Annotated in this window: 17 protein-coding genes; 8 read left to right on the top strand and 9 right to left on the bottom strand. The window is 33.2% G+C overall.

Annotated elements, in window-relative coordinates; all coding sequences use genetic code 11:
- Positions 1-39 precede the first annotated feature (39 nt).
- Complete coding sequence (locus tag MUN68_RS01205) at positions 40-1,041, top strand: App1 family protein (RefSeq protein WP_249995139.1); 1,002 nt, start codon at positions 40-42, stop codon at positions 1,039-1,041.
- On the opposite strand, the gene MUN68_RS01210 is transcribed toward MUN68_RS01205, so the two are convergent.
- From MUN68_RS01210 to MUN68_RS01230, 5 genes are all read right to left on the bottom strand, one after another.
- Positions 1,031-1,489 carry a glycosyl-4,4'-diaponeurosporenoate acyltransferase CrtO family protein gene (locus MUN68_RS01210; RefSeq protein WP_249995138.1) on the bottom strand — a complete coding sequence of 153 codons (459 nt, stop codon included), beginning with the start codon at positions 1,487-1,489 and terminating at the stop codon, positions 1,031-1,033. The genes MUN68_RS01205 and MUN68_RS01210 overlap by 11 nt on opposite strands.
- A 163-nt stretch (positions 1,490-1,652) precedes the next feature.
- Positions 1,653-2,267: a deoxynucleoside kinase gene (locus MUN68_RS01215; RefSeq protein WP_249995137.1), complete on the bottom strand. Its 615-nt coding sequence runs from the start codon at positions 2,265-2,267 to the stop codon at positions 1,653-1,655.
- Positions 2,268-2,269: 2 nt separating this feature from the next.
- Entirely contained in the window at positions 2,270-3,052 is a 783-nt protein-coding gene (locus MUN68_RS01220; protein WP_249995136.1) for a hypothetical protein, read from the bottom strand.
- Between the two features lie 33 nt (positions 3,053-3,085).
- Positions 3,086-3,766, bottom strand: a complete 681-nt coding sequence (locus MUN68_RS01225) for a response regulator transcription factor (RefSeq protein WP_249995135.1) — start codon at positions 3,764-3,766, stop codon at positions 3,086-3,088.
- Complete coding sequence (locus tag MUN68_RS01230; protein ID WP_249995134.1) at positions 3,759-5,375, bottom strand: sensor histidine kinase; 1,617 nt, start codon at positions 5,373-5,375, stop codon at positions 3,759-3,761. Before MUN68_RS01230 ends, MUN68_RS01225 begins: the two co-directional genes overlap by 8 nt.
- 123 nt (positions 5,376-5,498) lie before the next feature.
- Between MUN68_RS01230 and MUN68_RS01235 the strand changes: the two genes are divergently transcribed.
- The 4 genes from MUN68_RS01235 (at position 5,499) to MUN68_RS01250 (ending at position 10,523) form a co-directional block, all read left to right on the top strand.
- The gene (locus MUN68_RS01235; protein ID WP_249995133.1) at positions 5,499-5,867 is read left to right on the top strand and encodes a hypothetical protein; all 369 of its coding nucleotides are present in this window, start codon (positions 5,499-5,501) and stop codon (positions 5,865-5,867) included.
- A gap of 2 nt (positions 5,868-5,869) precedes the next feature.
- Entirely contained in the window at positions 5,870-6,685 is an 816-nt protein-coding gene (locus MUN68_RS01240; RefSeq protein WP_249995132.1) for a GLPGLI family protein, read from the top strand.
- A 115-nt stretch (positions 6,686-6,800) separates the two neighbouring features.
- A complete protein-coding gene (locus MUN68_RS01245) occupies positions 6,801-7,712 on the top strand; it encodes a GLPGLI family protein (protein WP_249995131.1) in 912 nt (303 codons plus the stop codon).
- Positions 7,713-7,772: 60 nt separating this feature from the next.
- Entirely contained in the window at positions 7,773-10,523 is a 2,751-nt protein-coding gene (locus tag MUN68_RS01250) for a TonB-dependent receptor (protein WP_249995130.1), read from the top strand.
- Positions 10,524-10,847: 324 nt separating this feature from the next.
- Here MUN68_RS01250 and metK read toward each other — a convergent pair whose 3' ends face one another.
- From metK to MUN68_RS01270, 4 genes are all read right to left on the bottom strand, one after another.
- Entirely contained in the window at positions 10,848-12,101 is a 1,254-nt protein-coding gene (metK, locus tag MUN68_RS01255) for a methionine adenosyltransferase (RefSeq protein ID WP_249995128.1), read from the bottom strand.
- A gap of 256 nt (positions 12,102-12,357) precedes the next feature.
- Complete coding sequence (locus MUN68_RS01260; protein ID WP_249995127.1) at positions 12,358-13,599, bottom strand: ammonium transporter; 1,242 nt, start codon at positions 13,597-13,599, stop codon at positions 12,358-12,360.
- Between the two features lie 4 nt (positions 13,600-13,603).
- Positions 13,604-13,942 (bottom strand): P-II family nitrogen regulator, encoded by a 339-nt coding sequence (locus MUN68_RS01265; protein ID WP_249995126.1) that lies wholly within the window; start codon positions 13,940-13,942, stop codon positions 13,604-13,606.
- An 11-nt stretch (positions 13,943-13,953) separates the two neighbouring features.
- Complete coding sequence (locus MUN68_RS01270) at positions 13,954-14,943, bottom strand: outer membrane beta-barrel protein (RefSeq protein WP_249995125.1); 990 nt, start codon at positions 14,941-14,943, stop codon at positions 13,954-13,956.
- Between the two features lie 443 nt (positions 14,944-15,386).
- Here MUN68_RS01270 and gltB point away from each other — a divergent pair, with 443 nt between their 5' ends.
- The 3 genes from gltB (at position 15,387) to ilvD (ending at position 23,269) form a co-directional block, all read left to right on the top strand.
- Complete coding sequence (gene gltB, locus MUN68_RS01275; protein ID WP_249995124.1) at positions 15,387-19,892, top strand: glutamate synthase large subunit; 4,506 nt, start codon at positions 15,387-15,389, stop codon at positions 19,890-19,892.
- A gap of 4 nt (positions 19,893-19,896) precedes the next feature.
- Complete coding sequence (locus MUN68_RS01280) at positions 19,897-21,363, top strand: glutamate synthase subunit beta (protein ID WP_249995123.1); 1,467 nt, start codon at positions 19,897-19,899, stop codon at positions 21,361-21,363.
- Positions 21,364-21,589: 226 nt separating this feature from the next.
- Positions 21,590-23,269 carry a dihydroxy-acid dehydratase gene (ilvD, locus tag MUN68_RS01285; RefSeq protein WP_249995122.1) on the top strand — a complete coding sequence of 560 codons (1,680 nt, stop codon included), beginning with the start codon at positions 21,590-21,592 and terminating at the stop codon, positions 23,267-23,269.
- Positions 23,270-23,320: the final 51 nt, after the last annotated feature.

Here is a 23,320-nt window from a genome sequence, read left to right on the forward strand (position 1 = left end):
TTTTTATTAATTTTAGCTTATAAATTCTAATCGTTTTAGATGAGCTGGTTCAAAAAGGATCCTTTACAAATTGTAATCTTTCAAAGTTATGGTACTGATACGCATTTTTATATGCGTGGACGAGCATTTGAGGATGAAACAATTAATCTAGAACAGAAGGGTTTGTTCGGTTTATTTATTAATTCTTGGAAACGTTTTGAAACCGATGAGATTAAATATGCTGAACTCAAAATCACTTTGCCTAATTCTACGGTTTTAAAAACAACCACAAATGATCATGGCTATTTTAAAATCGATCAAAAGGTTGATGGTTTAAATGCCCTTGCAAACCAAGAAGGTTGGTTGCATGTAGAAGTATCTTTTAGTGGTGTTAATATTAAACGCAACATTCAAAATGAGAATCGGTTTCCTGGCGAATTATTAATTCCTTGTTCTAAAGCCGATTTCGGAATAATAAGCGATATTGATGATACAATACTTCATACTGGAGTGGTGTCTACTTTAAAGTGGAGAGTGTTAATTAATAGCATTTTTAAAAGTGCGACTAGTCGAATTCCTTTAGAAGGTGCTGCCGAGTTTTATCAAAAGTTACATCGAGGTTATTCAGGTGAAAATGCAAACCCAATTTTTTATGTAAGTCATAGTCCATGGAATTTATACCGCTATCTCGATTTCTTTTTAAAGCAAAATAATTTTCCGAAAGGACCTATATTATTACGAAGTTTTAAAGATATTTTTAAGAAGACTTCTGGTGACCAACCTCAAAAGCATATTGAAATTATAAATATTCTCAAAACCTATCCGAAGTTAAAGTTCATTTTAATTGGAGATGCTGGAGAGTGCGATGCTGATATTTATTTAGATGTTGCTAACAATTATCCAACTCAAGTGATGGCCATTTATTTGCGAAGCGTGAAACATAAAAAGAAAATGCAACGCGTCAAATCTTTATTTAAAGATTATAATCAAATTCCTGTGTTGTTAGTCAATAGTAGTAAAAATGCTATAAAACATGCTCGACAACATGGTTTTATCGCTTAAGAATTCTATCAATTTGTTTTTTGTTCTGTTGTTGCAGTAATGAAGGATAAAGGTTAAAAATGATATTGCATATAAATAGAATCGCTGCATAAGTTACGTGTCCATCGCGTAATTTTAAAATCATAACGATTAGTATAAAAATGAAGCCAATCAAATGACCTATTTCAGAATAGGTCATTTCCTTTCTTATATCATGCAATTGAGAAATACTTGGTCTGGACTCAAATTTTAATTTCTGATTAAAGTATTTAAAGAATGAATTTTTAAGAATCCATTTAAAACTTGTCATTCCGATTGCTCGATAAGTAGATTCCTTTTTTATAAAGTTGAAATGGGAGAATCTTGAGTAGAATGCCATGTTTTTAATAGCGTTATTGATTACTAAACCTATGGTCCAAGACGCAAAAACAAATACGATTGAATTAAAAAGATAAATTGAAATTGTCATTATTGTAATCAAGTTCTAACCATGCGTTAAGGATGGAGGTATTGTTGGAGCTCTTTGCAGAGAGCCTTTCGAATACGCTCAAGATAAACTTTTACCGAGAGCCTGACATTTTTGTGTTTCTGCAAGATTTTAAACCATGTAGGTGTAAGCAAAATGTAACGCCCTAAAATAAGCCGTTAATCTGAGCATCAATTTTATTGATAATATCTCCTAAATCTTCAGGGTTTGCTACAAAATCAAGTGGATCGACATCGATAATCAATAAATTACCTTTGTCATAACCATGAATCCAAGCTTCGTAACGTTCATTCAATCGGCTTAGATAATCAATGCTAATGGTGTTTTCATAATCACGACCTCTTTTATGAATTTGAGCTACTAAATTCTGAATAGAACTACGTAAATAGATCAATAAATCTGGGCCTTCAACGAAAGATTCCATCAGGTCAAAAAGCGAACGGTAATTTTCAAAATCGCGATTGGTCATTAAACCCATAGCGTGTAAGTTTGGTGCAAAAATATGTGCATCTTCATAAATCGTTCGATCCTGAATAATGTCTTTGCCACTCTTTCGAATTTGAGATACTTGACGAAACCTACTGTTTAAGAAATATACTTGTAAATTAAAACTCCAACGTTCCATTTGATTGTAAAAATCATCGAGATAAGGGTTGTCCACAACATCTTCAAGCTGAGGTTCCCATTTGTAATGTTTAGCGAGTAATTTTGTGAGTGTTGTTTTACCAGCACCTATATTTCCTGCAACTGCAACATGCATATCTAATTGATTTTTAGTTGGTATTTATGGAGTTTTTTAAGATCGTAAATATACAAGGTTTCATTGGTCAATAAAAACTGATTTATTAACAATTTTGGAAGATTTATAGGTACAATGTCTTCTTTTTTCTTGTGTTTGAAATATAAGTGGTCTTCTTTTTTAAAAATAAGATGGCCATTGCTTTTTGTGATTTTGGTAAAACCAGTATTTTCAATTTTTGAAATCATGCTTCCAAAGTAATTATATTGATAGAGGTATTTTTTAGTTAGTAGCCAGCAATAATTGTAATCACTTACTAGGTCTAAAACTTCAGATTGCACAGGAACAGCAGAGAAACGGGTTTTGTTAGTTTTGTAATCGAAGAGTTCCAATTGCTGAAAATCCATATTGAAAACCCAAAGTGTATTATCAAAACCAGTTGAAACATGTGATATATTTTTATAAGGGTGGATTGTGTTGAAATCGATTTTGAAAATTTCGGCAAGTCGATTATCTAAAATGACAACCATATTGAAATCTTGATAAAACAAATTAATTTTTAGCGGATTAAATGTATTTGCTGTCGTGATTTCGCCTAATTGATAATTGCTGTAATTTATAGATGTACCATTTTTATCTTGCTTGTAAATAGTATTGTGTTGCAAGTAGTAAAAGGTTTCGAAATTATCTAAGGCAATAATTTGATCTATTTTTAAATCCGTAGACTTTATAAGTGTCGCATCAATAGATTCTTGACTATTGAGTAACATTGAAAATAAAAAATAAATGTAAATTAAGTGTCGCATTGCAATTTGAAAAGTACAAAAATCAAACCACTTTTAGCAGATTAATTTATACCCAAAACCTCTAACGTTTAAAATTTGAATAGAATTGTCTCTGTTTAGTTTTTTGCGAAGCTTAGTAATAAAAACATCCATGCTTCTTGCATTAAAAAAATCGTCATTTCCCCAAAGTTTATTTAAAATTAATGAACGATCTAGAACTTTGTTTTTGTTCTTTACTAAATGAAATAGTAAATGGGCTTCACGATGAGTGAGTTGAACAAATTCATCTCCATTATGTTGTAGTGTTTGCTTTGGGAAATCAAAAGTATAATCACCTATTTGAAGTATTTCAGAGGTTTTTTGAACTTTAGTTCTATTGAGTAAATTATTAATTCTAACTATCAATTCTTCCATGCTGAAAGGTTTTTTTAGGTAATCATTGCCTCCAATAGTAAATCCTTCAACTACATCTTGCGTTTGTGATTTTGCTGTTAAAAAGATAATAGGAATGCTGTCATCAATAGCTCTTATGTCTTTCGCTAAAGTGAAGCCATCTTTTTTTGGCATCATAACGTCTAAAACTAGAAGTTCAGGGTTTTTAGTTTGGTATGTGTCTAAGGCTTTTTCTCCGTCGTCACATAGTAATACATTAAAGTCTCTTGTTTCTAAGCTTTCTTTTATAATCTGCCCTAAAGCAGGTTCGTCTTCAGCAAGTAAAATGGTTGTTTTATGCATAAGCTAAGACGATTTTAAATGTTGTTTTTTGTTTTTCTAGTTGAATTTGAATCGTTCCGTTGTGCTTTTCAATAATCTTTTTAGTGTAGTATAGTCCTATTCCAAACCCTTTAATATCATGTGTATTGCCTTTAGGAACGCGGTAAAATTTCTCGAAAACACGATCTTTATTGGCTTTTGTAAGTGAGGTTCCATTGTCTGAAACTGAAATTTCTATTTGTGATGATTTGCTTTTTAGTTGAATTTCAATTTGATTTCCTCCATACTTGAAAGCATTATCAATAATATTATTAATTGCATTTTCAAAATGAAAAATATCGACATTTATAAAGACATTGTCATCGATGTCGCAATGGACCAATTTGTCATTTTGTATTTTATGTTTTTCAATAACTGCTGTTATGACTTCTGAAATATTATAACGCTCTGTATTGAGTTCTAAATTTTCACTGTCAAGCGTTGCGGTTTCTAATAGTTTTTCGACCATAGTATTTAGTTTAGATAATTGTGTGCTTGACATATCTAAATAGTTTTTTGTTTTTTCTTTATCGTCAATGACGTTAAAGCTCTGAATGCTTTCTAGTGCGACACCAATGGTTGCGATAGGTGTTTTAAACTCATGAGTGATATTGCTGATTAAATCGTTTTTAACTTCAGATAATTGCTTTTGGTGTTTTATGATTCTCAACAAATAGAATAAGCAACTAATAACAGCAAGGATAAGTAATGTAGACAGCGAGATGCCTAAAAAGCTACGTTTGAAAGTTTCACTTACTGGGTTCTTAAAGTTTAGTGTGATAATTTCATCTGCTTTTAAATAGGTTGTTTTTGCGTTCTTTTTTATAGGGAATTCAGCTTGATTATTAATTTTAGACGAATGTAAAGTGTCTTTATTTTTTAAATGAGTAACATAAAAATCATTAGAAACACCTTTGTTTTTCAATTCAGAAATAAGTAAAGAATCTAACTTTTTATAATCTAAAGAGTCTTGTTGCATAGCAATATAAATAGTAGAAAGCCCTTTAATTAGTTTTAAACTATCTCTCGATTTTTTGCCCCAAAACACCTTGTTAGCTGTGATTGATTTTGCGTTTTTGTCAAAGGTTAATCCTCTTTTATTGTCTTTAGAAAGCTGTGTGAATTTTTCAGTTTTTAAGGTGTCTCCAGAAGCTGTTTCTTTATTAAAATAGTCTTCGTAAGAATCAAACATGTCATTAATATACATGTTGTCTATACTGTCTAAATCGGATTGGTCGTTTCCAGAAATATCAATAGTTGTAATCTTAAATATAGAATCGTGACCTGTGTTTTGTTCTTTTATGGTTTTGATTTTAGTTTTAAATGGTTTTAATATGGTGTCCCAAGCAACATGACTAAAATCGGTTTTGTCATTGGTGTCAGTCGAATTTATAACGGTTAGAAAATTCTTTTTAGAAAGGGTTGTGTAATACGTTTCTACGGCATTGTCTAAACTCCATTGTATGTCATTATAAACCTGTTGTTTATTGGTTTGATAATTTTTGTAATTCCAAAATACCTGAATAGCAATCGTGCTAATAATCACAAAAACAATAAGATATAAGATGTATTGATAGCGTTTATCATTCATAATTCAAATGTAAATGTTAATAGACGCAAAAACTAATCGGTTAACACACGTTAACATTGGTTAACTAAAAGCCATGAAAGGCACAATTATATTTGCAGAGTACTAATCATAAAATCAATACATATGAAATCAGTAATTACAATTCTATTCCTATTATTAGCAACAATTAGTTTTGCTCAGCCACAAAATTTTAATGATTCGGAACCATTACAAATAACTAAGTTTTCCGATTTTAAAATTTCAATGACAGTAGATTCTGCGTCAGATATAGAATCTACATTTAAATTGAAAGATATCAAAGATGTTTTAAATGATGTAAGTGAAGATGAAAACATATCGTTTGAAATTATTTGCAATGGAAATCAAATATCTAAAGGAGAAAAAAGTAAAGTATCATACAAGGTGAAAGGTAATACTAATAATCTAAAGCCTTTTTTGAAAACGATAAAAAAGATTAGAAAAGGAGCAATTAACTATTATAAAAACAAATAATAATGAAAGTATACATGAGTTTTTTAGTCGCTGCAATACTTTTAGTAGTAACAAAAATGGATGCGCAAGAATTTAAAGGAAAGGCCATATATAAATCACATCGTAAAGTGGATTTAAAAATGGATGACAATGACAAGAATTCTGAAATGAAAAAGCAGATTCAAGAACAATTGAGAAAACAATTTCAGCAGGAATACACACTAACTTTTGATCAATATCAATCTCTTTATAAAAAGAATGAAAAATTAGCAGCTCCAGCACCAGCTTCTAATGGAATTCAAATTACGATTTCTGAAGGATCTGATCTTTTGTATAAAAACATCAAAGAGAAGCGTTTTGTAAATCAAACCGAAATTTACGGCAAGCAATTCCTTATTAAAGATAGTTTAATAACTAAGAGTTGGACATTGGTAAATGAGACCAAAAACATAGGAATTTACACATGCTTTAAGGCGACTTTTTCAGAAACTTATGAGACGCAAACAATTACAGAAGAAGGTAAGTTAGATAAAGTTGCTAAAGATCGACTTACTACAGCTTGGTATACGCCACAAATTCCGATTAATAATGGTCCAGAAGATTTTAATGGTTTGCCTGGTTTAATTCTTGAAATTAATGATGGAGAATTAACTTTAGTTTGTACTAGAGTCGTGATGAATCCAGATGAATCAATAGACATAAAAGAGCCAAAAAAAGGAAAAGAAGTCACTCAGGCTAAATTTGACGAAATAATGGATAAGAAAACGGAAGAGCAAATGGAAAACATGAGATCAAGAAGAGGTGATGGTGAAAAAGTGATGATTAAAATTGGTGGATAATTAAGTTTAATTATTTAATAAAATTTTAACTTTTTCGAATTTAACTATTTAATGTTTTTAGAGTCTTACATATTTTAATGGGTTAATTTTACCCACAAATAAAATATAGGATATCATGACTCAATTTATCACAAGAATTTGTACTGTTTTCTTTGTATTAGTAACAACAGTAATTTCAGCGCAACAAGACTTTCAAGGACAAGCAATTTATCAAACCAAAACAACTGTAGATATGAGTAATTTTGGTGGAGGACAAATGAGTGATCAGCAAAAAAAGCAAATTGCTGAACGTATGAAAAGTATGTTAGAAAAAACATATATCCTTAATTTTAATCGAAGTGAATCTACATACAAGGAAGAAGAAAAATTGGATGCTCCTGGTGTTGGAGGTGGTCGTATGAGGGGCTTTATGAGTAGTTTTACTGGTGGTCCTCAATATAAAGACATTAAAGAAAATGTGATTCTGCAAGAACAAGAGTTTTTTGGTAAACAATTTTTGGTTAAAGATTCATTGCCAAAATTAGAATGGAAACTAGGTAGTGAAACAAAGAAGATTGGACAATATACTTGTTTTAAAGCAACGGCTACAAAGTCTGTTGATGAAATGGATTTTATGAGCATGCGTAGACGAGGAAGAAATAATGATGATAAGAAAGAAGACGAAAAGAAAGAAGGTGAGGAAATTACAGATACTACAAAAACAGAATTAGATAATCCATTAGATGAACTTGAGACTCCAAAATTTGTTGTAGTTACGGCTTGGTACACACCTCAAATTCCTGTTAGTACTGGACCTGGTGAATATCATGGGCTTCCAGGATTAATTCTAGAAGTTCAAGCAGATAAAACCGTTATGCTCTGTACTAAAATAGTAATGAACCCTCAAGAAAAAGAGGGAATTAATAAGCCTGAGACTGGAGAAGTCGTTACTCGTGAAGCGTACAATACCATAATGAAAGAGAAAATTGAAGAGATGAGAGAAATGTATGGTGGTCGTGGTGGACGAGGAGGTGGACGAAGAAATTAATAACTAAACCAAAGTTTCAATTTTCCGAAGTGAAATAATCAAAGAAACAAAATTCAATACATGAGAAATTTAATTTTACTCGCGTTACTGCTAGTGACAAGCATAACTAGTGCGCAAATTACAGTGCAAGGTGTCGTAAAAGACAGTTTGGGAGCTCCTCTTGAGTTGGCTAATATTATAGCTATTAATAAAGCAACAAAGGCGATGGGTTCCTACGCGATATCAAATGATAAAGGCAGATTTAAGCTTGATTTAGATATGAATACAACCTATACAATTCAAGTGAGCTATATTGGAATGAAATCGCTTTCCGAAGAAATAGCAACCAAAGAAGATGATATTACAAAAAACTATACTCTTGAATACGATAATGCTCTTGATGCTGTTGAATTAACTTACGAAATGCCAGTAACCATTAAAGGTGATACTTTAGTGTATAACGCAGATTCGTTTAAAGATGGTTCTGAACGAAAACTAGAAGACGTTCTCAAGAAATTACCAGGTGTCGAAATTAATGACGATGGGCAAATTGAAGTCGAAGGTAAAGTCGTCAATAAATTAATGGTTAATGGAAAAGATTTTTTTGATGGTGATTCGAAATTGGCAACAAAAAATATTCCGTCAAATGCAGTTGATAAGATACAAGTGTTGCGTAATTACTCTGAAGTTGGGCAATTAAGAGGTGTGCAAAATAATCAAGATAATGTTGCCATAAATATAAAACTTAAAGAAGGAAAAGAAAATTTCTGGTTTGGAGATGTAACAGCTGGAGTAGGAGTTGCTACAGATGATGAATTGTATTTGGTTCAGCCTAAACTGTTTTACTATAGTCCCAAATACAGTGTCAATGTCATTGGTGATTTAAATAATATTGGAGAAGTGGCTTTAACGAATCGCGATATTAGAAATTTTGGAGGCGGATTTAGGCGTCCTAGTCAGAGTAGTGGAACAAGTATTAATTTAGGCGATAATGGACTTGGAGGATTAACAAGTATTGCTAATGCTCAAGAAATTGAATCAAAACTCGGAGCTGCTAACTTTAGTTACTCACCAAATAAGGCTTTAGACCTAAGCGGATTTTTTATCTACAATAGCAGTCGTTTACGAACTCGTGAAGAAAGTTTTGTAAGATATATCGATTCTGATTTAGGAATTCCTAATGAAGAAACCGTTCAAACAGGAAGAGAAGCATCTAATCAAGGCATCGCAAAATTAAGTGCGTCGTATAAACCGAATGCTAATAATCAATTAGATTATGATCTTTTAGGACGCATGTCTAGTGATTCAGAAATGCAAAGCGAAGTGTCGTCTGTTGTTGGTAGTACAGATCAAATAGACGAAGTAAATCCGTTTAGTATCAATCAAAACCTGAACTATTATTACACGTTAAACGAGAAAAATATTTTTGCTCTAGAAGCACAGCACCTTATAAAAGACGAAGATCCTTTTTACAATGCAATGCTTGTCAATGATCCTACAAATAACTTTGATGCTCCTCAAGATCAAGATGCATTTGATGGCACTGCTGATGCTTTAGGAATTGATAGAGATCAATTTGGGTATAACCTAAATCAAAACAGACGTATCAAGTCCAATCAATTAGACGCTAAATTAGATTACTACTATATTTTAAATAATAAGAGTAATATTAACCTAACCTTAGGTACGATTTTAAGCAATCAAAAATTTAATTCTAATATTTTTCAGTTTTTAGATGATGGTTCATATCTAGATCCAGTAGCAACATTAGAAGATGGTGATGGTAATCTTTTACAAAATGAAAACGATACAGAGTATAATTTTAGTGATGTGTATTTAGGATTCAGATATCGTGTTAAAACAGGAAAATTCACCATAACTCCAGGCTTTTCTTTACACGCTTATGGAAATAAAAACACACAGTTTGGCGTTGAGCATAAAGACAATTTCTTTAGGGTAATGCCAGAATTTGAAACACTTATTCAGTTTAAAAAGAGTGAAAGTTTAACCTTCAGTTATAACATGAGCAACTCTTTTACAGATGTAACGAATTTAGCTGAAGGCATAGTTTTAAATAGCTTTAGTAACATTAGTTATGGTAATCCTGAATTGCAAAACTCATTATCACATAATTTGAGTTTGAGATATTTCAGTTTTAACCTTTTTAATTATACTAATGTGTTTGCTTTTGCAAATTATAGTAAGAATATAGATCAAATTAGAAGCGAAACAAATTTTGATAATGTGATTAGAACAAGTTCATATTTCAACTCTAACTTTGCCGATGAATCCGCAAGTGTGTTTGGTCGTGTTGAGCGAACTTTCAAAAAGATTAGAGCAAGATTGGGAGCGCGTTTTTCTTATGCGAAACAAAATCAAATTGTTCAAGGAGAGCAAACCGTTAACCAAAGTTTTACTCAAAGTTATTCGCCAGAGTTACGTACCAATTTTAGAGAAGCACCAAATGTGCGTTTAAAATATGATTATTCTATTAGTAAAAACGACCAAGGCTCAACATCTACCAAGTTCATTACAAATTCTCCTTCAGTTGAGTTTGATGCTTACATCTGGAAATCAGTAACATTCAGAACAGACTATACCTATACCAATCAGGATGATGGTGTAAGACCATCTCAGTCGTTCCAAACTTGGGATGCGAGTTTAGCATATAGAAAAGATAAAGATGCCAAATGGGAATATGAAGTCAAAGCGTCTAACTTGTTAGATATCGATTCTAAAGTCAATAACAGCTCAAGTAATATTTCAGTATTTAACTCAGAGACCTTTATACAGCCTAGGTTTGTAACGTTTAGAGTGGTTTATTCATTGTAGTATTTTGGGCGTTCAGCTTTAACGAAAAAAGTCAAACTAGCAGTAGAACCTGCAGGCTATTCGCTGTATCTTTTTTGAAAAAACAAAAAAGGATGCCGCTACTATCCTTAACGCATAAAAAAGCTTTCTCTAAATAAGAAAGCTTTTGTTTTATGAAATATATATGTGGATCTATCTCTTAAAACACCGTTATCCTTAAAAATGTTTTAATCAATGTCGTTTGTGTTTAGTAGATGCAAAACCTTTAAAAAGGTTGCGTTGGGTTCAAAAAAACCTCTAAGATGAACTTAGAGGTTTTAAATAATTTGTTGTTTATTGTAGTGTTTACAATCCAAAAGCAGATTTCACCATATCTACATAATCTAATTTTTCCCAAGTAAATAATTCTACATCTAATGTAATCGTTTCGCCATGAGGTTGGCTAAATGTTTTGCTAACTGTTTCTGCATCTCTTCCCATATGACCATAAGCCGCAGTTTCGCTATACATTGGCTGACGAAGTTTTAAGCGTGATTCAATGGCTGCTGGTCGCATATCGAAAATTGCAGTAATCTTTTCAGCAATTTCTCCATCAGTAATATTAAACGGACAAGTGCCATAAGTGTCTACAAATATTGAAGTCGGTTCTACAACACCAATAGCATAACTTACTTGAACTAAAATTTCATCACAAATACCAGCTGCAACCATGTTTTTTGCAATATGTCTTGTGGCATAAGCAGCACTTCTGTCAACTTTACTTGGATCTTTTCCAGAGAAAGCACCACCACCATGAGCACCTTTTCCGCCATAAGTATCAACTATAATTTTGCGGCCAGTTAATCCTGTATCACCATGTGGTCCTCCAATTACAAACTTTCCTGTTGGATTAATATGATAGGTGATATCATCATTAAATAATACTTGAATGTGTTCTGGTAATTTTGCTACAACTCTTGGTATTAAAATATCAACAATATCTTTTCTGATTTTAGCTAACATGTCCTCATCTTCATCAAAATCATCATGTTGGGTAGATACAACAATAGCATCTATACGTTGCGGCAAGTTGTCATCGCTATATTCAATTGTTACTTGACTTTTAGAATCGGGACGTAAATAGGTGATGTCGTTATTTTCTCGTCTAAGTTCTGCAAGTTCTTTTAAAATTCTATGTGATAAATCTAAAGCTAAAGGCATGTAGTTTTCAGTTTCGCGAGTGGCATAACCAAACATCATTCCTTGATCTCCTGCGCCTTGTTCATCTTTGCTAGCTCTATCTACACCACGATTAATATCTTCAGATTGTTCATGAATAGCAGAAAAAACACCACAAGAGTTGCCATCAAACATGTATTCGCTCTTCGTGTAGCCGATTTTGTTAATCGTATCACGAGCAATTTTTTGAACGTCTAAATACGTGTTCGATTTCACTTCGCCAGCTAATATAACTTGACCAGTAGTTACTAAAGTTTCACATGCTACTTTAGATTCGCTATCAAACGCTAAAAAGTTGTCTATTAATGCATCGCTAATTTGATCTGCGACTTTATCTGGATGTCCTTCTGAAACACTTTCCGAAGTAAATAAATATGCCATAATCTCTAAATATTTGTTTCTAATATGTTGTTAAGATTGCTTGGTCGCTAGAGAAGTTATAAACTAACTGCTTTAGCATTTTTTGTATACTGTTTTTTTAGTATTAGAGGTTGCAATCAGAACAAATTTTTCCTCTTTTTTTATTGAAGACAAAAATACATATAATATTGAAACTAGAAAATGCTTAATTAAAGGAATTAAAAAGCCTTTAACAATGATGTTAAAGGCTTAAAAACTAATAAAACTAATTCACACGCTAATGTTCGTTTAATCTAAAGTCTGGATAGGCGTCCATGCCGTGTTCATGAGCATCTAGACCTTCTAATTCTTCTCGTTCTGAAACTCTAATGCCAACTGTCTTTTTCATAATAAAAATGATTAAGAATGAAGAGACAATACAGATGCCTGCATACGATACAACTCCAATAAGCTGACTTACAAATTGTGCGCCTCCAGCCAAAGCTCCAAAAATTCCAACAGCTAAAGTTCCCCAAATACCGCAAACTAAATGTACAGCAATTGCTCCTACAGGGTCGTCAAGTTTTAATCTGTCAATTAGAGATACTGCGAATACTATAATAGCTCCAGCAACGGCTCCAATTATAATAGCATCTGTTGGATTCATTTGATCTGCTCCAGCAGTAATTCCAACTAATCCACCTAGAATTCCATTTAGAAACATGGTTAAGTCTAAGTTCTTGAATTTTAGTGTAGATACTAGAGCTGCTACAACACCACCTGATGCTGCAGCCAAACAAGTTGTAACTAATGTTAGCGATGTTAATCCTGGATCTGCAGATAATACTGAGCCACCATTAAATCCAAACCACCCTAACCATAGAATAATAACACCAGCTGTTGCTAATGGAATATTGTGACCAGGAATTGCTTGTAGTTTCCCGTCTTTGAACTTCCCGATTCTTGAGCCTAGTAAACATACAGCTACTAAAGCTGCCCATCCTCCAACTGAGTGGACTAATGTTGAGCCTGCAAAATCATAAAATGGAGTTTCTAATGTTTGCAAAAATCCGCCTCCCCATTTCCAAGAACCAGCAATAGGATAAATTAACCCAACGTAAATAACAGTAAATACCATAAATGGTCCAATTTTCATTCGTTCTGCAACAGCTCCAGAAACAATGGTTGCTGCTGTTGCTGCAAACATACCTTGGAATAAGAAATCTGTCCAATAGGTGTAGCCTTCATTGTATGCTAAATCTAAAGTTCCAGCATCAGTTAGAGGCGAGTCTAAGCCGAATCCGGCAAATCCGAAGATTCCAATATCTCCTTCTGCAAAACCAGGATACATTAAGTTGAATCCGACTAAACAATACAGAAGTAGACCAACTGTTATGATAAAGATGTTTTTGAATAAAATATTGATTGTATTTTTTTGACGTGTTAGTCCAATTTCTAAAAATGCAAATCCTAAATGCATAAAGAAAACGAGTGCAGTACAGATCATCATCCATACATTATTTGTAGTAAGTAATTCCATAGTTTTATTTTAAAGTGTTTCCTCCTTTTTCTCCTGTTCGTATCCTGTAAACTTCTTCGATATGTGAGACGAATATTTTTCCATCTCCAACTTCACCAGTTGAGCCTGCTTCTAGTATGGCTTTTATGGTGATTTCTTCGAAATCATCATTTACAACTATTGATAGATAACGACGTTGAATGTCGCTTGTGCTATAGGATACTCCTCTGTAAACATGACCTTCTTTTTCATTACCCAATCCGGTAACATCCCAATAAGAGAAGAAGTTTACACCAACTTCATGTAGTGCTTTTTTTACGGTAGAAAATTTCGATTTTCTAATAATTGCTTCAACTTTTTTCATTTTGATTTGTGTTAGTTAAAATTGTATATCGCTGCAACGACGAATGATGCTAGGCTTTCTGTTGGCATGTAGTCTGAATCATAAAATGGAGTAGCATTTGACCAAGAATCAAATCGTATTTCTGGTTTTATGGTTAAATCGTCAACAGAGTAACTGCCAGTTAGTGTTAAATCAAAAGCGCTAGGCAAATCGTTTCCGTCACCATGCCATGCAAAATATTCTCCTCTAAAACCAAGAGCAAATGTTTCATTAAAACGGTATTGTGGATAAAGAGTGCCTCCATAAAAACCTGTGCCATCATTGTCTTGATATGCTGCATTAATTCCTAAGTAGAAATCATCAGAGATATCAAAACCACCTGTGTAATCAATTTCAAAACCTAAAACAGCTTTTGAATCATAGTATAGATTTAAGTATTGACCAGAATATCCAAGTTGAGCGCCAAATGCATAATCGCCAGTTGCATTATTGTTGGTGTCTGTAGGATTCATTACGGCTAACATTAAACTAAAATCATCAGATAGCTCAAAATCTGCTTTTAAGCCAACATGCGAAAAAGGGCCACTTGCAAATAGGTATGAAGTGCTATAATTAAAATTTCCTGTTGGTGAAATCACTTCATATCCTAGAAAGGTATTAAAACGACCAAAAGTTAAGGTTGTTTTTTTCGAAAGATTCCAGTAGGCATATAGCTGATTTACATATAAAGCATCTGATCCTACAGCTTGATCTCCTCTTGGGCCAAATACTAAGTCTGCTACTGCTCCTACTTTTCCGTTTTCATATGATGCAATAACATTTGCCATTCCTAAAGCAAACCCTGTTTGATCTGCAAATGATGCTGGTGACTGTGTTATTGTATCACTTGCGGTTAAATTTGTTCTAAAGTACGCGTCTAAACTTCCTGTTACTGAGAATTTTTTTTCGGAAACTTCTTCGGTTTCTTGAGCTGACAAAGTTGTTGATACTATTAAAAATGTTAAAGTGAATAGTTGTTTCATTGAAATTTATTTTTAAGGGTTATATCAATGCTAAACTATGTAATTTTAATTTATACCTATAAAAAATTAGGGTAAATAATGTTATTTTTATTGATTTACGTATTTATACCCTTAAAAATTTAGGGCTAGTTTTAAATTTGCATGAAATTATGTAAAATTGATAATCGCTACTTTGAGTAATTTGATTCAAAAGCGCTTTTTTTTTAAGAAATGTTTTGTGTTTTTCTCTTTTTGCAAGTGTTTTCTTAAAGAAGTATAAATTTTATTGAATTTTATTCATTGATGTATTTGTAGTTTATATGGCTGTAAATTATCGACTTTACAATTAAATAAGATCATTTTATGAATTCTTGAAAAGTGATTCTACTTTTTTTATTATAACAATAATCCCAATATATTAGAGAAATTATCTAGCGCGAAATGTGCTAAAAAAATCTATAGTTATGTTAAAACAACAAGGGCTTTATTATCCAGAATTTGAACACGATAATTGTGGTGCAGGATTTATTTGTAGTTTAAAAGGAAATAAATCAAATTCTATAATTCATAAAGCACTTGAGATTCTAGAAAAATTAGAACATAGAGGAGCTGTGAGTTCTGATGGTAAAACTGGTGATGGAGCAGGCATTTTAATTGATATTCCTCACGACTTCTTTGTTGCAAACTGTGATTTTAATTTGCCGCAATTTGGAGAATATGCAGTAAGTAATGTTTTTCTACCCAAAAAAGAAAATCAACGACAGTATTGCATTGAAAAGCTTGAGTATTTTATGATAACTCAAGGGCTTGAAATTTTGGGATGGAGAGATGTTCCTGTAGATACTTCAGTTATTGGAGAAATTGCAGGGCAAACGGAACCCTTTATTAAACAAATATTTATAGGAAAGTCTAATAAAAAACAATCCGATTTTGAGTTTAATTTAAAGTTGTTTACTGCAAGAAAACAGGCGGAACATAATATTAATAAGTCAAAGTTATCAGAGAGCTCTCGTTTTTATCTTCCTAGCCTTTCAACTAAAACAATCATATTTAAAGGACTATTAATTCCTGAAGATATAAAATTGTATTATACCGATTTACAAGATTCAACTCTAGTAACTAGGCTTGCTTTAGTTCATCAACGTTTTTCTACCAATACATTTCCAACTTGGGATTTAGCACAGCCATTTCGATATATGTGTCATAATGGTGAAATTAATACGCTTCGCGGAAATGCGTCTCGGATATTATCACGACAAGAATTGATGGAGAGTGAATGGTTTGGTGACGATATAAAAAGCATATTTCCTGTCATTCTTCCAGGTAAATCTGATTCGGCTTCCATGGATATGGTAGTCGAATTATTATTAATGACAGGACGTTCTTTGCCTGAAGTTATGATGATACTTGTGCCTGAAGCTTGGGAGAAAAACCCAGATATGTCTGATGTTAAAAGAGCTTTTTATGAATTCAACTCTTGTATTATGGAGCCTTGGGATGGGCCAGCTTCTATTCCGTTTACTGATGGGAATTACATAGGTGCTGTTTTAGATAGAAACGGATTACGCCCTTCGAGGTATTCTGTTACAAAAGACGGATTTGTAATTATGTCTTCTGAAACTGGAGTTATTGAAATTAGCCCAAAAAACATTGAACATCATGGACGTCTTGAACCAGGGAAAATGTTTTTAGTGGATATGAATCAAGGTAGAATCATTAATGATGAGGAAATTAAAAATGATATTGTTTCTAAACATCCTTATAAAAAATGGTTGGATAAAAATTTAGTTCATCTAGCAGATATTCCTGCAAAAAAAGGAGAAATAAAACACAAAGAAGATGCTTTAAATAAGCGACAAATTGTTTTTGGTTACACTGAAGAAGATTTGAGTACAATCATTAAACCAATGGCTCAAAATGGTAAAGAACCCATTGGCTCAATGGGAAATGATACACCAATTGCTGTATTATCTGAAAAACCGCAGTTAATATATAACTACTTCAAGCAACTGTTCGCACAAGTTACAAATCCACCTCTTGATGGAATTAGAGAACAACTAATTACAGATATTAGTTTAACTCTTGGTAGTGATATCAACGTATTTAAAATTAATGAAGATCAATGTCGCAAGTTGAAAATTCAAAACCCTGTAATTTCTAAGCATGATTTAGATAAGATTAAAAATTATACTGATAACCCTGATTTTGTAGTCACCAATATTTCAATCTTATATGAAGTTGATAAAGGCTTAAACGAATTAGAACGATCACTTTTTAATATTGTTAAACTAGCTTCAAAAGCGATTGATGAAGGTGGAAATATTATAATTTTATCAGATAGAGGTGTGACTAAAAAAATGGCGCCTATTCCAGCATTGTTAGCGTGTTCTTATGTTAATCATGAACTATATAAAATAGGAAAACGAGCTAGAGTAAGTTTAATAATTGAATCTGCTGAACCTCGTGAAGTTCATCATTTTGCGTTATTGTTCGGTTATGGAGCAAGTGCAATAAATCCGTATATCGTAAATGAAATAGTTTACAATCAAGTTAAAGATAAAGAAATCGAAGGTTTAGAATACCTTTCAGCTATTAAGAATTACAACAAAGCTGTTGGTATGGGAATCCTGAAAGTCATGAACAAAATAGGAATTTCTACCCTCAACTCTTATCGTGGTTCACAGCTATTTGAATGTGTTGGATTAAATACAAAAGTGGTTCATAATTACTTTCCAAATACCATTACTAGAATTCAAGGGATAGGATTGAGGGAAATTGAAAAAGAGATTTGTAAGCGTCATAAAAACGCCTATAAAACGGATGCTGTTGATGCTAATCTGAATTTGGAATTTGGTGGACAATATAAATGGAGACGACAAGGCGAAAAACATGCCTTTAATCCTTTAACTGTTGCAAAATTACAAGAAGCTGTTCGGAGTAATAAGCATAAAACCTATAAAGAATATTCATCATTAATTAACGAGCAAACCAAACAATTAATGACCATTCGTGGTTTGTTTGAGTTTACAAATTATGACCCAATTCCAATAGACGATGTTGAGCCTTGGACAGAAATTGTAAAACGATTCAAAACAGGAGCGATGTCTTATGGTTCTATTAGTAAAGAAGCTCATGAGAATTTAGCGATTGCCATGAATCGTATTGGAGGTAAAAGTAATTCTGGAGAAGGTGGAGAAGATGAAGAGCGTTTCTACAAAGATTCTAATGGTGACTGGAAAAATTCAGCAATTAAACAAGTGGCTTCTGGTCGTTTTGGAGTCACGTCTAATTACTTAACTAATGCTTCAGAGATACAAATTAAAATGGCTCAAGGCGCGAAACCTGGTGAAGGTGGACAATTACCTGGTCCGAAAGTGAATCCTGATATTGCTAAAACTAGAAATTCTACGCCTTATGTTGGTCTTATTTCACCTCCTCCTCATCACGATATTTATTCTATTGAAGATTTATCACAATTAATCTACGATTTAAAATCAGCTAATAGAGCAGCTAGAATTAATGTGAAACTTGTTTCCGAAGTTGGAATTGGTACTGTCGCTGCTGGTGTTGCGAAAGCTAAAGGTGATGTGATTTTAATTTCTGGTCATGATGGTGGAACAGGAGCTTCGCCATTAACATCATTGAAACATGCAGGTTTACCTTGGGAATTAGGTCTCGCCGAAGCACAACAAACCTTAGTAATGAACGATTTGAGAAATCGTGTGGTTTTAGAGTGTGATGGACAATTAAAAACCGGACGTGATGTCGCCATTGCTTGTCTTCTTGGTGCTGAAGAATTCGGTTTTGCTACTGCACCTTTAGTAGCTTCGGGTTGTGTAATGATGCGAGTTTGTCATCTTAATACCTGTCCTGTTGGTATAGCAACTCAAAATCCTGACCTACGGAAAAAATTCAAAGGAAAGCCTGAACATGTTGTCAATTTTATGTATTTCGTTGCTCAAGAATTACGTGAGATTATGGCGCAATTAGGTTTTAGATCTGTTGATGAAATGGTTGGTCAAGTTCAAAAACTAGATCGAAATAAAACCATTGAACATTATAAAGCCCTCGGATTAGATTTGTCTCCAATTTTACATCAAGTTCACGTACCTTCTGGAACTAAATTTCATAATACGGAATCACAAGATCACAATTTAGAAAAAACATTAGATTTTAAGATCATAAGTCGTGCACATCCCGCTTTATTCAGAAAAGAAAAAACAGTTTTAGATTGTAAAATCACGAATATGGATCGCGCTTTTGGAGCCATACTAAGCAATGAAATTTCTAAAATATATGGTGCTCAAGGGCTTCCAGATAATACACTAAAAATTAATTTTACAGGTTCTGCAGGACAAAGTTTCGGTGCTTTTGCGACGAATGGACTAACCTTGGTAATTAATGGTAATTCTAATGATTATTTAGGAAAAGGCTTATCAGGAGCAAAGCTCGTTGTTAAAGTTCCTGATGAAGCTACTATTGTTCCTGAAGAGAATATCATTATTGGAAATGTAGCATTATACGGAGCCACTTCTGGTGACGTTTATATTAATGGGAAAGCTGGAGAACGTTTCTGTGTTAGGAACTCAGGAGCAAAAGCAGTAGTTGAAGGTATTGGAGATCATGGTTGTGAATATATGACTGGTGGAATTTCAGTCGTTTTAGGAGAAGTAGGTCGAAATTTCGGAGCTGGAATGAGTGGAGGAATTGCTTATATATATAATTCAAAAGGAACATTTCATAAGCATTGTAATGCAGAAGGATTAAACCTTGATCCTGTTACTATTCCTGAAGATATTTTTGAATTAAAAGATTTAATTGAAAATCATTACAATGCAACGCTGAGTCCATTAGCACAACGAATACTGGAAAATTGGCAAAACGAATTGCCGAAATTTGTAAAGGTTTTACCTGAAGAATACAAACAAGCATTAATTCGATTGGAACAAGAAAACACAATAAACGCATAAGACGATGGGAAAAACTACAGGATTTTTAGAATTTGAAAGAGTTGATGAAACTTATGTAAAGGTTGAAAAACGACTGAAAAATTATAAAGAGTTTACCATTCCGCTTGAGGAACGAAAACTTAAAGATCAAGGTGCAAGATGTATGGATTGTGGAATCCCATTTTGTCATAGTGGTTGTCCTTTAGGTAATCTCATACCTGATTTTAATGATAAAGTCTATCAAGGTCGATGGAAAGAAGCTGCTCAAATTTTGCATTCAACTAATAATTTTCCAGAATTTACAGGTCGATTATGTCCTGCGCCTTGTGAGGAAGCGTGTGTGTTGGGAATAAATGAAGATCCAGTTTCAATTGAAAATATTGAAAAAAATATTGTAGAAACTGCTTTTGAAGAAGGCTGGATTAAAGCAAATCCGCCAAAAACGAGAACTAATAAAAAAGTAGCAATTATTGGTTCTGGTCCTTCTGGATTGGCAGCTGCTCAACAATTAAATCGTGCTGGACATAGTGTTACGGTTTTTGAGCGTGATGCTAAGGCTGGTGGTTTGTTGAGATATGGTATTCCCGATTTTAAGTTGGAAAAACATGTGATTGATAGGCGTTTAAGCATCTTAAAAGAAGAAGGTATTAATTTTAAAACCAATGCCAATGTTGGAAAAAATATTAGTGTTGAAACTATAAAAGCCGATTTTGATGCTGTTTTGCTTTCTGGAGGAGCAACCGTAAAACGCGAGATTCCTATTAAAGGGAATCATCTTAAAGGTGTGGTGCAAGCTATGGATTTTTTAAAATTGAATAATCAATATGTTGATGGTTTAATTGGGTTTGAAGAAGTTATTTCAGCAAAAGATAAAAATGTCATTGTGATTGGAGGAGGTGATACTGGTTCAGATTGTATTGGTACAAGTAATCGTCATGGTGCACATTCTGTAGTCAATTTTGAGATTTTAAGTAAGCCATCTAAAGGTCGACCAGCAAATCAACCATGGCCATATTGGCCAATGAGATTGAAAACAACATCGTCTCATCAAGAAGGTGTTGAACGTTACTTTAGTATTTCCACTAAAGAGTTTTTAGGAGATAAAAACGGAAATTTAATCGGTTTAAAAACAGTTGAAGTGGAATGGGTTTTTAGAGAAGATGAACGGCCAGAGTTAAAAGAAATTCCAAATACAGAAAAAGAATGGAATTGTGATTTAGTCTTACTAGCACTTGGTTTTACTGGTGCTGAAAAAACACTTGCTGAGCAATTTGGATTAGAAATGGATTACCGAACCAATATCAAAGCTACAACTAAAAATTATGCAACAAATATGAAAGGTATTTTTACAGCTGGAGATATGAGACGTGGACAATCATTAATTGTTTGGGCGATTTCTGAAGGTCGTCAGGCGGCTCATCATATGGATGTATTTTTAATGGGACATTCAAATTTGCCTTTAAAAGAAGATGGTGATTTACCTCGAGTATAAACTAAAATAGTCTTAACGTATTAAACCTTCCGTAATAGGAAGGTTTTTTTTGTAAAAAATTATCACTTTTGAACATCATATAAACGTGATGGTAATTATCTAAAAGTCAAGTGTTTAAATGCGAGATATTGTTCTTGGGTTTAGCCTGTTTAAAGGTGTGTAAATTATCAAAGTCTGTCAATAAAGTAAATTAGACCAATCAAGTATACGTTTCCAAAATAAAATAATGAATCAACTAAATAAATACAGTAAAACAGTAACTCAAGACCCTACGCAACCAGCTGCTCAAGCGATGCTTCATGCTATCGGATTAACAAAAGAAGATTTTAATAAACCCATCGTTGGAATTGCTAGTACTGGGTATGAAGGCAACCCTTGTAATATGCATCTTAATGATTTGGCGAAATTGGTCAAACAAGGCACAAAAAATGAAGATGTCATCGGATTGATTTTTAATACCATTGGAGTGAGTGATGGTATTTCTATGGGTACACCAGGAATGCGTTACTCTTTGCCTTCTCGTGATATTATTGCCGATTCTATGGAGACTGTGGTACAAGCGATGAGTTATGATGGATTGATAACTGTTGTTGGTTGTGATAAAAATATGCCTGGTGCATTAATGGCTATGATTCGATTAAATAGACCAAGTATTTTGGTCTATGGAGGTACCATTGATTCAGGCTGTCATAATGGGAAAAAACTGGATGTTGTTTCTGCTTTTGAAGCTTGGGGAAGTAAGGTTGCTGGCACAATTACCGAAAATGAATATCAAAGCATCGTTGAAAAAGCATGTCCTGGAGCTGGCGCTTGTGGCGGAATGTATACCGCAAATACAATGGCATCTGCAATTGAAGCTTTAGGTATGGCATTGCCATTTAATTCTTCAAATCCTGCATTGAGTGATGTCAAGAAACAAGAATCGGTTAAAGCTGGTGAAGCATTACATTTACTTTTAGAAAAAGATATTAAGCCTTCAGATATCATTACGCGTAAGTCATTAGAAAATGCTGTGCGATTAGTGACAATTTTAGGAGGTTCTACCAATGCGGTATTACATTTCTTAGCCATTGCAAGAGCGGCTCAAATAGATTTTACTTTAAAAGATTTTCAAGATATAAGTGATAATACGCCATTCTTAGCCGATTTAAAGCCTAGTGGTAAATACCTGATGGAAGATGTCCATGCAGTTGGTGGTATTCCTGCAGTATTAAAATATCTTTTGAAAAAAGGACTCATTCATGGTGATTGTTTAACCGTTACAGGAAAAACAATAGCTGAAAATTTATTAGATGTCGATGATTTAAAAGATGGTCAAGATGTCATAAAACCTATTGAAGAACCGATTAAAGTTTCTGGACATTTAAGAATGCTCTATGGAAATTTAGCAACGGAAGGAAGCGTGGCTAAAATTACTGGAAAAGAAGGATTAAGCTTTAAAGGAAAAGCAAAAGTCTTCGAAGGTGAGTATGCTGCAAATGATGGAATTAGAGATGGTGAAGTTGAAAAAGGAGATGTCATTGTTATTCGTTATGAAGGCCCAAAAGGAGGTCCTGGAATGCCAGAGATGTTAAAGCCTACTGCTGCTATTATGGGAGCAGGTTTAGGTAAGGATGTGGCTTTAATTACCGATGGAAGATTTTCAGGTGGAACGCATGGTTTTGTTGTTGGTCATATCACTCCGGAAGCTCAAGAAGGTGGAACTATTGCGTTAATTAAAGATGGAGATATAATTACTATTGACGCTGAAACAAATACTATTTCAGTAGAAGTTTCAAATGAAGAATTGAAAAAGAGAAGACGACATTGGAAAGCACCAGAATTGAAATTTGAACGTGGTGTATTATATAAATATGCAAAAACAGTATCATCTGCTTCTAAAGGCTGTGTTACTGATGAATTCTAATAACAAATAATCAATAGAGAAATGGCACCTTGAGCGTAGTTGAAAGGTTTC

It is taken from the genome of Psychroserpens ponticola (genome assembly GCF_023556315.2).
In the GTDB taxonomy this organism is placed as follows: domain Bacteria; phylum Bacteroidota; class Bacteroidia; order Flavobacteriales; family Flavobacteriaceae; genus Psychroserpens; species Psychroserpens ponticola.